The 13,411-nt window shown below is 33.7% G+C and carries 12 protein-coding genes; all 12 read left to right on the top strand.

Annotated elements, in window-relative coordinates; translation table 11 throughout:
- The first annotated feature begins 110 nt into the window (after positions 1 to 110).
- The 12 genes from accD to rseP all read left to right on the top strand — a co-directional run bounded on the left by accD (position 111) and on the right by rseP (position 13,397).
- The gene (gene accD / locus H3T83_RS00345; RefSeq protein ID WP_065577724.1) at positions 111 to 1,001 is read left to right on the top strand and encodes an acetyl-CoA carboxylase, carboxyltransferase subunit beta; all 891 of its coding nucleotides are present in this window, start codon (positions 111 to 113) and stop codon (positions 999 to 1,001) included.
- Between the two features lie 6 nt (positions 1,002 to 1,007).
- Complete coding sequence (folC, locus tag H3T83_RS00350; protein WP_232351080.1) at positions 1,008 to 2,285, top strand: bifunctional tetrahydrofolate synthase/dihydrofolate synthase; 1,278 nt, start codon at positions 1,008 to 1,010, stop codon at positions 2,283 to 2,285.
- A 12-nt stretch (positions 2,286 to 2,297) separates the two neighbouring features.
- On the top strand, positions 2,298 to 2,840 hold the full coding sequence (locus H3T83_RS00355; RefSeq protein WP_086357355.1) for an SPOR domain-containing protein: 543 nt from the start codon (positions 2,298 to 2,300) through the stop codon (positions 2,838 to 2,840).
- 61 nt (positions 2,841 to 2,901) lie between these two features.
- On the top strand, positions 2,902 to 3,387 hold the full coding sequence (locus H3T83_RS00360) for a CvpA family protein (RefSeq protein WP_034903542.1): 486 nt from the start codon (positions 2,902 to 2,904) through the stop codon (positions 3,385 to 3,387).
- Positions 3,388 to 3,405: 18 nt separating this feature from the next.
- Positions 3,406 to 4,923 (top strand): amidophosphoribosyltransferase, encoded by a 1,518-nt coding sequence (gene purF / locus H3T83_RS00365; RefSeq protein WP_198198465.1) that lies wholly within the window; start codon positions 3,406 to 3,408, stop codon positions 4,921 to 4,923.
- A 449-nt stretch (positions 4,924 to 5,372) separates the two neighbouring features.
- Positions 5,373 to 8,084 carry an inverse autotransporter beta domain-containing protein gene (locus H3T83_RS00370; protein WP_198214795.1) on the top strand — a complete coding sequence of 904 codons (2,712 nt, stop codon included), beginning with the start codon at positions 5,373 to 5,375 and terminating at the stop codon, positions 8,082 to 8,084.
- Positions 8,085 to 8,204: 120 nt separating this feature from the next.
- Complete coding sequence (locus H3T83_RS00375) at positions 8,205 to 9,347, top strand: hypothetical protein (protein ID WP_198214796.1); 1,143 nt, start codon at positions 8,205 to 8,207, stop codon at positions 9,345 to 9,347.
- A 176-nt stretch (positions 9,348 to 9,523) separates the two neighbouring features.
- Positions 9,524 to 9,730 (top strand): YheU family protein, encoded by a 207-nt coding sequence (locus H3T83_RS00380; RefSeq protein WP_065614372.1) that lies wholly within the window; start codon positions 9,524 to 9,526, stop codon positions 9,728 to 9,730.
- An 84-nt stretch (positions 9,731 to 9,814) separates the two neighbouring features.
- Complete coding sequence (gene crp / locus H3T83_RS00385) at positions 9,815 to 10,447, top strand: cAMP-activated global transcriptional regulator CRP (protein ID WP_034903327.1); 633 nt, start codon at positions 9,815 to 9,817, stop codon at positions 10,445 to 10,447.
- Between the two features lie 46 nt (positions 10,448 to 10,493).
- A complete protein-coding gene (locus H3T83_RS00390) occupies positions 10,494 to 11,219 on the top strand; it encodes an isoprenyl transferase (RefSeq protein ID WP_034903310.1) in 726 nt (241 codons plus the stop codon).
- Positions 11,219 to 12,061 carry a phosphatidate cytidylyltransferase gene (locus tag H3T83_RS00395; RefSeq protein WP_086320413.1) on the top strand — a complete coding sequence of 281 codons (843 nt, stop codon included), beginning with the start codon at positions 11,219 to 11,221 and terminating at the stop codon, positions 12,059 to 12,061. The genes H3T83_RS00390 and H3T83_RS00395 overlap by 1 nt, the downstream gene beginning before the upstream one ends.
- Positions 12,062 to 12,074: 13 nt before the next feature.
- Positions 12,075 to 13,397: an RIP metalloprotease RseP gene (rseP, locus tag H3T83_RS00400; protein WP_232351095.1), complete on the top strand. Its 1,323-nt coding sequence runs from the start codon at positions 12,075 to 12,077 to the stop codon at positions 13,395 to 13,397.
- Positions 13,398 to 13,411 lie beyond the last annotated feature (14 nt).

A 13,411-nucleotide genomic window follows, 5' to 3' on the forward strand; every position in this document is an offset into this window, starting at 1 on the left:
ATCTAATTACGGATAAATTGGAATAAAAGCAAAAACAAGTATTAAGAATTATTGCAAAGTATTATACAATACGTTGTTAATTGTAAAGAGTACCGAATGAGAGAATCATAATGAGCTGGATTGAAAAAATTCTGAGTAAAAATAATATATCGTCAGATCATAAAAAGGCGAATATTCCAGGTGGTGTTTGGACTAAATGTAGCAATTGTGAGCAGGTCATTTATCAAGCTGAACTTGACCGAAATTTAGAGGTTTGTCCGAAATGTGATCACCACATGCATATTCCTGCCCGAGTTCGCTTATATCGTTTTTTAGATGAAGGTTCTGATGTTGAAATTGGTGCAGAACTTGCGCCAAAAGATATTTTAAGATTTAAAGATACTAAAAAATATAAAGATCGTTTAACTGCTGCGCAAAAAGAAACTCACGAAAAAGAAGCTATGGTTGTTATGAAAGGAACGCTACTAGGCATACCGGTTGTCGTAGCTTGTTTTGAGTTTGCTTTTATTGGAGGATCAATGTCATCAGTGGTCGGTGCTTTATTTACTCGTGCTGCTGAACAAGCAATAGCAGATAAATGTCCATTAATTTGCTTTTCAACCAGTGGTGGTGCTCGTATGCAAGAAGCACTATTCTCATTAATGCAAATGGCAAAAACAAGTGCTATTTTAGCCAAAATGCAAGATGAAGGGTTACCATATATTTCAGTAATGACCGATCCAACAATGGGTGGTGTATCTGCAAGTTTAGCTATGTTGGGCGATATTAATATCGCCGAACCTAAAGCATTAATTGGTTTTGCTGGTCCTAGAGTAATACAACAAACTGTGCGTGAAACCTTACCAGAAGGATTCCAACGTAGTGAGTTTTTACTTGAAAAAGGTGCAATTGATATGATTATTCATCGTCGAGATATGCGACCAAAAATTGCTGGTTTATTGGCTAAGTTAATGAAACTTCCTAACCCTTTTGATAATATCGCTAATGATGAGACAATTTAACTGATCATGCAAAATAAAATCCCAGATGCCATGTCAGATCTTAAGACATGGCTTTGTTATTTGGAACAGTTACACCCTTCAAGTATTGAACTAGGGCTGGAAAGGGTAAAGTCAGTTGCTGAGCGATTAGATCTATTACAACCAGCTCCTTATATTTTTACTGTAGCAGGAACTAATGGCAAAGGGACAACTTGTCGTACCTTAGAAATGATTTTACTTGCTGCTGATAAGCGTATTGGTGTTTATAGTTCTCCACATTTATTGCGTTTTACTGAGCGGGTTAGAATCAATAATCAAGAGTCAACATCGTCTGATACCGTTAAGGCATTTGTAGCGATTGAAAAGGCCAGAGGAGATGTTTCATTAACCTATTTCGAATATGCAACACTTGCAGCTTTATATCAATTCAAGCAAGCCCAACTAGATGTTGTTATTTTGGAAGTCGGGCTAGGTGGTAGACTTGATGCCACCAATATTGTTGATGCTGATATAGCAATTATAACGACAATCGGTATTGATCATGTTGAATATTTGGGAAATACAAGAGAAAGTATTGGTCGAGAAAAAGCCGGTATTTTTAAACCGAAAAGTATTGCTGTTGTTGGTGAACCTGAAATACCATCGTCCATTTTAGACGTTGCTCATGCCGTAAATTGCTCGCTCTTTGCTGTAAACAAAGATTGGTCTTATCAGCAAATTGATAAATTAACATGGCAATTTAATTCTTCAATTAAGCAATATCAAAATCTGCCGATTCCGCAAGTCCCTCTAGGTAATGCCGCAACAGCAATTGCTGCCCTTAGTCATTCACCATTTTCATTTTCTATCACTCAAAAACAAATAGACAGTGCTCTTGAAAAAACTAGCTTAATAGGACGTTTTCAAATTATCCAATTATCACCAACTGTAATTGTTGATGTTGCGCATAATCCTCATGCGGCCAGTTATTTAGTCAAGCAAATTGAGTTATTAAAACAGCAACAATCAACAGTTGGAAAAGTGAGATTTGTGATAGGGATGCTTAAGGATAAAGATATTAAAAGTACTTTATCTATATTTAATGCTGATCAGTGGTATTGTGCTTCACTTTATGGTGAGCGCGGATGTAATGCTGATATATTAAAGCAGTTTTTACAAGAGGGAAATGTAGAGAATATCGCAACATTTGATTCGGTGAATGAAGCATATCAAAAGGCTATGCAAGAAGCAAAAGAAGATGATATTATTGTCGTTTGTGGCTCATTTCATACCGTTTCTGCCGTTTTGGATATAGTAGGCAACTAGGTAAATGTGAACATGGATAATAATCAAGAGAAAATTAAATGTAGCTCAAATAAAGTTAGAAATCAACTTGTTGGTTTTGCTACATTTTTGTTAATAATTGCTATTATTGCCCCTAATATAATCACTGATAAATCTAATTCGCAAACATCAACAGTTCCTATATTACAATCAGGTGTAATAGATGGACAAAACCAAGATGTTGCAGTGAAAAATGAATCTTCTTATACACCTGATTCAGATCAATATCCTAGCCCTTTAGCTTCACCTGATATTATTGATGATAGTGTTGATTCTCAAATAACGACATCTTCTGAACAAACTGATAAACCCTATATGATTCAGCTTGGTGCATTAAAAAATAAGAAAAAAATTGAGGAACTAGTTGCCTTATTAAGGCTGAATAACTATAACGTTAGAGTGATACCAAATAATCCAGGACCAAATCAACTAATAAAATTACAAGTAGGTCCTTATGCGAAAAGAGAACAAGCTGAACAGTTGATTAGTAATTTAAATAATTTAACTAAGTTAAAAGGTGTAATTGTTGTCAATTAATAATCATTTTATGATTTATCAAAATTAAAAAATATTAATGTAAAAATTGTGAGTTATTATGATGAATTGGGTTGATTTTACGATTATCGGTGTGATTATTTTATCTGCACTGATTAGTATTATTAGAGGCTTTGTCAAAGAAGCGCTATCTTTAATTAGTTGGGTGTTAGCTTTCTTTATAGCTAGTCGTTTTTATATGTACATCACTAGTTATTTGACTTATTTTGATAGTGATGTCATTCGGATTGCAGTTGCTATTGCGATACTTTTTATTTCGACATTAATTGTTTGTGCAATCGTCTCTTATCTTATAGGACAATTAGTTCAAAAAACGGGACTATCAAGCACCGATCGAGTATTGGGAATTTGTTTTGGGGTATTAAGAGGTATTTTAGTTGTTGCAGCAGTGCTCTTTTTTGTTGATACCTTTACGCCTTTATCCCAATCTCCGTATTGGGTGCAATCACAACTTATCCCGCATTTCCATTTTATCATTCGCTGGTTTTTTGATTTTATACAGCAGTCGTCTTCATTTTTAGTTCAATAAGTTTGAGGTAATCATTGTATGTGTGGTGTTGTTGGTATTGTAGGATGTAGTACAGTTAATCAATCTATTTATGATGCTTTAACTGTTTTGCAACATCGTGGACAAGATGCAGCTGGGATTGTAACCATTGATGAACAAAATCGCTTTCGTTTACGTAAAGCAAATGGTTTGGTGAAAGATGTATTTCAAGAACATCATATGCAACGATTACAAGGTAACCTAGGTATAGGTCATATTCGTTATCCAACCGCGGGTAGTTCAAGCCCTTCAGAAGCTCAACCTTTCTATGTAAATTCGCCATATGGTATTGCACTGGCTCATAATGGCAATTTAACTAATACTGATCAGTTACGAGATAAGGTGTTTGAATTAGCAAGACGTCACATAAATACTAGCTCAGATTCAGAAGTGTTACTTAATATTTTTGCCAGTGAACTTGATAAATTCCCGACTTATCCATTAACCGCAGATAATATATTTAGTGCTGTCCATCAAGTTCATCAAATTATTAAAGGTGCTTATGCTTGTGTAGCAATGATAATTGGTCATGGGCTGGTTGCTTTTCGAGATCCATTTGGCATCCGACCATTGGTTATTGGTAAAAAAGTCATTGATGATCAAAAAACAGAATATATGGTTGCATCAGAAAGTGTTGCTTTAGATATTCTCGATTTTGAATTTATGCGAGATGTGGAGCCTGGTGAAGCTATTTATATTACTCAAGATGGCCAGCTTTATTCTAAACAGTGCTCTGATAATCCTCAATATTATCCGTGTATTTTTGAGTATGTCTATTTTGCTCGACCTGATTCGTTAATGAATGGTGTATCTGTTTATCAGTCACGGATATTAATGGGGCAAAAACTGGGACAAAAAATAGCCAGAGAGTGGAACGATATTGATATTGATGTCGTCATTCCTATTCCAGAAACATCCTGTGATGCTGCTCTTGAGATTGCTCGTATTTTAGGAAAACCTTATAGACAAGGATTTGTTAAAAATCGTTATGTAGGGCGTACTTTCATTATGCCAGGACAAAATGCCAGAAAACTGTCAGTAAGAAGAAAACTTAATGCGAATCGTATTGAGTTTGAGGGTAAAAATGTGCTTCTTGTTGATGATTCTATTGTACGAGGAACGACATCTGAAAAAATTCTTGAAATGGTACGTTCTGTCGGTGCTAAAAAAGTTTATTTAGCTTCGGCTGCGCCAGAAATTAGACATCCTAATGTTTATGGTATCGATATGCCTGTTGCGAGTGAATTAATTGCTTATAATCGATCAGTTGATGAGATTGCAAAAGAAATTGGAGCAGATAAATTAATATTTCAAGATCTTTCTGATTTAATTGATTCTATTCGAGAACAAAATCCCGATATTCATCATTTAGAATGTTCCGTATTTAATGGCAATTATATTACAGAAGATGTTGATGATAATTATTTTAATCAATTAGAGAATAATAGAGCTGAAACGAAAACATCTTTATCAATTAAAGAATCTGAAAATCTTGAAATTTATAACGAAGAACAATAGCAATTATTTAATCTTGTAAAATTATGACAAGATTATAATAAATAAATCTGAAATATTTTTTCAGATTTATTTATTGAAAAACTAACCAATTTTATTAGTTTAAAATTTGAATATATTTATTAATAAAAAACAGTATTTTTCAATAAATTAATTAAAAAGCTAATTTACCTTCAAAATCGCATCAATATAACCTAATGAAAAATAATAATAAAAATATTCTTTACAAAAAAAATCAAAAAATAAAATAAAATATTTTGATAAATTACTTTTTTGTAATAAAATCCTTATAAATTTGGTTGTTTTGTAAAGAAATATTAATTTTGTAAAAAGTAATTTAAAAAAATATATAAAAACCAATAAATAATTACAACTATTAATGACAATGCAGTAATGATAGAAAACAGAAAAAACATTGTAATATTGTCAGAGGAATATAAGGAATAATTAAGATGACTAAGAGTCTTAATTTAAAAATTATCTCAGCTTTCGTGATTGCAACACTATCTCTACAGCCTGTTTACGCTACAGACTCGGAGACGTCTTCAAATGCAGTTGATAGTAATAAGATAATTGAATTGAAAAATGGCACTAAAGCTCGAGAGATGATAAATAATCAACAGCGCAGCCTATATCAGATTGCGTTGTTAAGTAGTATTTCGATTTCAGAGCTAAGAGCGATGAATGCCGGTCGATTTGACAAGAAAGATGTCGTTGATATTGGTGAGCGTCTAGTTCTGCCTGAAAATTCTCCTTTATTACCTGCTATAAAAATTAATGATGATAAAAAAGATAAATATTCGAATTTACCTAAATTAAGTTCTGACGATAATTATGATGTAAAACAAGATAAAGATGCTTTAGCTACTCAAGTGGCGTCTACATTACAAACTCTCGCTACTCAAGATTGGAAGCAAATTACTTCATCAGATAATGGTGGTATATCAGGACATCTGAAAGACAAAGGTAAAGATTATGCTGAAAATTATGTTCGTAATGGCGTTAAAACGCAAATTGTTGACCCAGTTCGTAATGCAGCACAAGATTTCTTAGGTCGTTTTGGTACAGCTCAATTACAGTTTGATTTGAGTGATAAAGGCCAATTTAATAACGTTAATTTAAAATTATTTAGTCCTTGGATTGATACTGAGGATATGTTGATTTTTAGCCAAATTACATTCCAAGAATATGAACATAATCGCCGTATAGGTAATATTGGTATTGGCCAACGTTGGGATGTAGCCGATAAAAAATGGTTACTTGGTTATAATGTTTTTTTGGATCACGACTTTCAACGTGCACATAATCGTTTAGGTATTGGTGCCGAGGCATGGAGTGATTACATGAAATTCGCGGTGAACTATTATCATCCTCTCTCGGACTGGAAAGAGTCTAAAGATTTTGATGAATATTTAGAAAGAGCTGCTAAAGGTTTTGATATCCGTTTTCAAGGTTATTTGCCACAATATCCACATCTAGGTGGGTCGCTAATGTATGAACAATACTTTGGTGATAAAGTTGCATTGTTTGGTAAAGATAATTTACAAAAAGATCCACGAGCGATAACAGTTGGATTAGATTATACTCCTGTTCCGCTTTTCACGATAAAAGCTCAACATAAACGCGGGCAAGATAATAAAAAAACTACTACAGCAGAATTAACCATGAATTATCGGATTGGTACGCCATTAAAAGATCAATTAGATCCAGATATGGTCCAATCAGCAAGATCCTTAAAAGGCAGTCGATATGATTTAGTTGATCGTAACAACTATATCGTCCTTGAATATAAAGAGAAAAAAATGACTGTCGATTTAGGATTAGAATCTATTCAAATAATCGAAGGTACAACATCTAACATCTTTATAGCTTTGCATAATGCTAAAGGTGTATCCAAGTTGGTGTGGTCTGGTAATATGCAAGATATCGATGATGGTGGTGGTTTCTTATGTTCGGCAATCGGAACTTGTACCGCTTCTTCATGGTTTAATCCTCCAGCAAGTGTTGATAATTGGAAAATAGTTGCTCCAAAGTATCTTGATAAAAATGGTCAACGCCCCCCAGTTAGCACCAATGGTATTTATTCTTTATCGGTAACCGTTACTGATGGAAAGGGGAAAAGATCAGCAACATCTAACTCAGTTTCTTTTGAGGTTCTACCTAATAACGAACTACGCAAAGTGGGCGTTTGGGCTATTGATGTTTATGGTAGACCAAGTGCAGCTCCTGTTCACAATCCTGCGAATGGTAGGGATACCGTTACGTTAATGGCTACGTTGGTCACACCAAAAGAAGGCGTAGAAACTCGGGGCCTAACTGATTATGATGGATTTAGTGATAATATCTTAATGGATAGTATTGGAAATTCGTTTGAAGCTTCCGTTACCGATTTGTGGGTAGCAACTAGTAATGGTAATCCAATTAATTTGATTGATGGAACCACTGGAAATATAACAGCTTGTCCGACAGCAGAACCTTGTGTCATTGTTAAATCATTTGAAAAAATCAAGATGGGACGAAAGATATCTAATAGAGATATAGAGGTAATTGGTGATACTTATGCTATCAATGTTGCTTCTAATATCACTGGTACAGTTGATTTTGTAGCTAAGCTGAATCAATATGGCCAATCTTTAAACCATGCGATTGTTTACTTTAATGGTGGTCAGTCCGGTAGACTTGAAGTTTATCGAAGTTCAGATAATGCATTAGTTGCAGCTACTGATGATAGCCCTTACCTAGTATTTAATCCAAATGGTCCAAATGAGTGGAAAGTTCATAACGAATATTATGTAGTCGCTTATGATCTGGCTGACAACGTAATTCAGGACCCATTTATTGTCTGGTCTCTTGTTGGATCAAATGATAGCGCATGCCCTGGAAATAGAGCGGTTCATCTTGAAAATGCCTTGGGTAATCCTGACTATCGAAATGGACCATGGTTTAATGTGAGTATGGGTAAAAATGCACGTTATAAGATTCGAGGAATCAAATCAACAGTAAATGGCAGTAATATCGACGGTGAAGATAGCTATGCGTTTATTGGTACAAGTATTGAAAAAGTTGAAGGTGCACCTGAGCACGTGAATTGGCAGCAAGTATCTATTCCTGAAAGTGCATGTGCTGGAGACCAAGGTTTCTTATTACAAGTTATTGCTTATTAAAGTTAAAAAGTTTTTTAATTATCACAAATTATCGTTGATAATTTAAAAGGGAACACCAAAAAATGGTGTATTTATATAAATACAACATGTTAATTTATCAAAGAAAATAGGAAGTTAAACATGAAAAATCTAACAATCAAAAAAGTCGCATTAGGCTTATTCTTAGCTGGTTATGCTGCAAGTAGTGCTTACGCAGTAGATATAACGGGCGAAACCGTTAATCAAATACAAGGTAATGCACCGGTTATTTTCGCTAAAGATCATGATATTGAACGTGCTATTACCATTCGTATTACCGAAGATACTGTTGGTAATACAGCTCCTGGTAGCGATAAAAAAGCTAAAGTTGGTGATTATATTCATATTTGGTTTAATTTAAAAGATTCAGATGGTGATATTGATTCAACAGGTGAAATAAAAGACACATTAAGAGTATGGATTAATAAAACTACTGATGATGTGTCATGGTCAAATGTGACTAGTGCTCTTTCTTCACTTACCTATGAAAATACTGGTGAACAAGGTCATATATATTTTAAAATTACTGAAGATATGGCTGGTGCGGTGAAAGTTGGTTTACAACTTCAAGAGAAAACTTCATTTGGTAATCCAAATGTAAATGAATGGTTAAACCTTGCTGATATTTGGAGTACTCAAGCTCCTCAACATCAAGAAACACTAGGTGATAACGAACAACCAGCTCCTAATACTGGTTCTGGTGACCCAGATCCTAACAACCCAGTAGGACCAATTTACTCTGATCAAAGTACAAAAATTGGTATTTTCAAATATAAAACTGATGGTACACTTGACATGGATATAAATATAGCAGCTGCTTTACCAGCTCGACCAACTGGAACTAGTGAGGCAGACTGGGCGAAACGAACAGTTCCACAATATGGTGATCGTTTAGGTGCTGTTGTATGGCAAATAACGGATGGAAATACTACTGGGGATCATAGCTTACCAAATACTGCTGGTACTGATAGAATAATTACTGATTCATATAGCTTCTCATGGTATCTTTACGGTACCTCTAGTGCTAATACAGGTAGTGTAGCTGCACCTGCAGATGCATTAACTACAGGTGTGTATAGTGTAGCTGGAGCTGGTATTAGTGATTCAATTGCCTTAGGTGCGGTAGAAGCAGCTGGTGGCAATGTTGCTACGATAGCAAATACTAAACATAACTCATTATATAATACCTTAACAACGACTAAAGCAGGTATTCAAGGCTTCAAACTTCAAGTTATAGCAAGATAATTATCTATTTAGTTATGAAATTGATAAAAACCACTCTATTGAGTGGTTTTTTTTAATAAAATAAGCTTAATCAAATTAAATTAAATGGATAAAAAGTGTTACGTAATATAATATTTAATTGTGCACTTCTAAGTATTAAATTGATACAATAATTAATCGAATCGATAATTACACCCATGATTATTCCTTGGCAGACTCTTGATCCTCAAACATTAAATAATCTTATTGAATCTTTTGTTTTACGAGAAGGTACCGATTATGGTATGCAGGAAAAAACACTTGCAGATAAAGTCAATGATGTAAAACTTCATTTAATTAATGGAACTGCCGCAATTTTTTGGTCTGAATTACATGAAACAATTGATATCAAAATTATTAAATAATGATTAAAATCGTTTTACTGAGTATATGATTTATTGTGTAACTTTGTTATAGTGTCATTGTAGTAATTGAATGGAGAGGACGGAATAATGATTGGTAAACAGCAATCAGATACAACATTAGAATGGTTTTTATCTCATTGCCATATTCATAAATATCCAGCTAAAAGTACCCTTATTCATCAAGGAGAAAAAGCCGAAACTCTCTATTATATTTTGAAAGGATCTGTTGCTGTATTAATTAAAGATGATGAAGGTAATGAGATGATTTTGTCTTATTTAAATCAAAATCAATTTTTAGGTGAATTAGGTCTTTTCGAAGAAGGAACAGAGCGTAGTGCTTGGGTAAAAGCGAAAACAAGTTGTGAAGTGGCTGAAATTTCTTATAAAAAATTTAAACAGCTTGTACAAGTTAATCCCGATATTTTAATGCGTCTCGCTAGTCAAATGGCAAGTCGATTACAAGTGACATCAGAAAAAGTGAGCAACTTAGCCTTTTTAGATGTTGCTGGACGAATTGCACAAACCTTATTGAATTTAACCAAACAGCCTGACGCAATGACCCATCCAGATGGCATGCAAATCAAAATTACCCGTCAGGAAATCGGTCAAATAGTTGGTTGTTCACGTGAAACAGTGGGTAGAATTTTAAAAATGCTTGAAGACCAACATTTGATTTCAGCACATGGCAAAACAATTGTGGTTTATGGTACCCGTTGATTATCGAAATTATGATTAAAATGATTGAGATATTACGAGATATTAAATGACACAACAAAGATACATCCCAAATCATGTTGCTATTATAATGGATGGTAATGGTCGCTGGGCTCAACAACGTAATCAATTAAGGGCAATTGGTCATCGAGCTGGTTTAAAAGCAGTTCGTAAAATTGTCACTCATGCAGCAAAACTAAATATCAAAGTACTAACTTTATATGCTTTTAGTAGTGAAAATTGGAAGCGACCATCAAATGAAGTTTCAGCTTTAATATCACTTTTTATTTATGCTTTAAATCGAGAAATCCAAAAGTTAAATAAACATAACGTTCGTTTAAATATTATTGGTGATATTTCAAAGTTTAATGAACATCTTCAAAAACTGATTATTGATGCTCAATGCTTAACACAAAATAATACCGGCCTTATTCTCAATATTGCGGCTAATTACGGTGGTCGTTGGGATATTGTACAATCAGCACAAAAAATGACGACTAAAGTTTTGCAAGGAGAGATAAAACTTGAAGATATTAATGAGGATAGTTTTGCCACAACCATTTGCATGAGTGATTTGCCTGAAGTTGAATTAGTTATACGTACTGGTGGTGAGTATCGAATTAGTAACTTTTTATTATGGCAAAGTGCCTATGCAGAATTCTATTTTACCGACACACTTTGGCCTGACTTTAACTCAATATCCTTCGATGAAGCGATAGACGTATTTAATACTAGAGAACGACGTTTCGGCGGTGTTCAAAATGAGGAAATTTAATGTTAATTCACCGTATTCTAACTGCACTAATACTTATTCCACTGGTAATTATTGCCTTGTTTTTTGCGCCATTATCAATATTTTCTTATCTAGTTATCGCTGTTTGTGGAATAGCTGCATGGGAATGGACTAATTTTCTAGCTATGACTAAACCATTACATAAAATTGTTTTTACATTTTCTGTTGTAATGTTATTAAGTTTAGTTTATCTAATTCCAAATACAGCATTAATAAAATATAGATTATTTAATTATATAATTTGTTTATCGATTATTTGGTGGTTAGTTGCATTTTTATTGGTTATTGGTTATCCAAAGTCAGTAAAATACTGGTCTAATTCACTGATTATTAAATTATTATTTGCTTTTTTTACACTGTTTCCTTTCTTTGTCGGTATGATTGAGCTTAGGTCAATTAATTATATATTTAATACTTATACAGGTGCTGTTTGGTTGCTATATGTATTTGTGTTAGTATGGGCAACCGACACCGGTGCATATTTCGTTGGTAGAGCGATAGGTAAACGAAAATTGGCAGCAAAAGTATCACCAGGGAAAACAATAGAGGGCTTTTTAGGTGGGATTAGCTCAGCCATTTTGATTAGTGTGTTTGTTTATTTAACCGGTTATTTCCAAATTAGTTTCATAACTTTTATATTGAGTTCTTTGTTAGCTATTTTAGTTTCAGTATTAGGTGATTTAACTGAAAGTATGTTTAAACGAGAAGCAGGCATTAAAGATAGTGGTAATATTATTCCTGGACATGGCGGTATTTTAGATCGGATTGATAGTTTAACTGCTGCAGTTCCAATATTTGCAGCACTATCTTTACATTTACTTTAAAAGGTTATTGATTTTGCTCTGGTCACTGTTATTATTTCTCATTACTATCAGTATATTAGTCACTGTACATGAGTTTGGACATTTCTATGTGGCTAGGTTATGCAAGGTCCATGTTGAATGTTTTTCGATTGGGTTTGGAAAAAAAATATGGGCGCATAAGTTTTCAAGTGGAACAGAGTTAGTTATTGCTATGATTCCACTAGGTGGCTATGTTAGAATGCTTGATAGTCGAGCTAGTGAATTAGCTCCCAATTTTGAAAAATTTGCCTATGACAAAAAGAAACTATGGCAAAGAGCAGCAATTATTTTTGCTGGTCCATTTGCCAATTTTGTTTTAGCAGTGCTTATTTATTGGATTATTTTTTTGATGGGGGTCATTGAGTACCCCGTTAAAGTAAAAAATGTTATACCTTTAACTCCGGCTGCAACATTGAACATTCCAGCTAATTCAGAGTTAAAAATGATAGATAATACAAAAATTTATAGTTGGAATGATGTAAATATTGCATTAATTACTGCGTTAGGCAATCAAAACGTTAATATTACATATATTGATAGTTCTAATGGTGATAGTAACCAAAAAGAAATCATTAAAAATGTTAATATTAACGATTGGTATTTTGATATTGAGAAAGATTCTGCTATAACAGCTTTTGGTTTTATACCTAAACAGTTGGAAATTTATCCAATTGTGAGTAAAATTGTGACAGATTCGGCTGCTGAACAAGCTGGTTTGCAAGTTGGTGATAAAATTATCAGTTATAATGATCACTTATATACAAATTGGAGTGATTTTGCGAATACAATAAAAAAAGCCGAAATCATGGTATTGAAAGTGGATCGTAATGGTAAAGATATCAATCTGACGCTGACACCCAAAATAAATCAAAATGGAGAGGGGGTTGCGGGATTTTATCCGACATCTGATTCGGTAATTAAGCAGTATAGTTTTTTAAATGGATTTGACAAGGCGATGGAACAAACTATATTAACAACAAAGTTAACAGTTCGATCTCTTTATCAATTAGTAACAGGTGTTATTGGTCTTAAGCACTTATCAGGACCGATAACAATAGCAAAAAGCGCAGGGCAAACAGCAAGTTATGGTTTTACTCCTTACTTATATTTTCTGGCTTTTATTAGTATAAGCTTAGGTGTAATCAATCTTGTTCCATTACCAATGTTAGATGGCGGGCAGCTTCTTTTTTTATTATTTGAAGGAATAAAAGGAAATGCCTTATCAAATAAAGCACAAGAGCGTTTTTTTCGTATCGGATTTGTTTTATTAATGGTAATAATGGGAATTGCACTATTTAATGATATTTTACGATTGTAATGGGATGAGGTTAT

The sequence above is a fragment of the Gilliamella sp. M0320 genome, from assembly GCF_016101635.1.
Taxonomy (GTDB): domain Bacteria; phylum Pseudomonadota; class Gammaproteobacteria; order Enterobacterales; family Orbaceae; genus Gilliamella; species Gilliamella apis.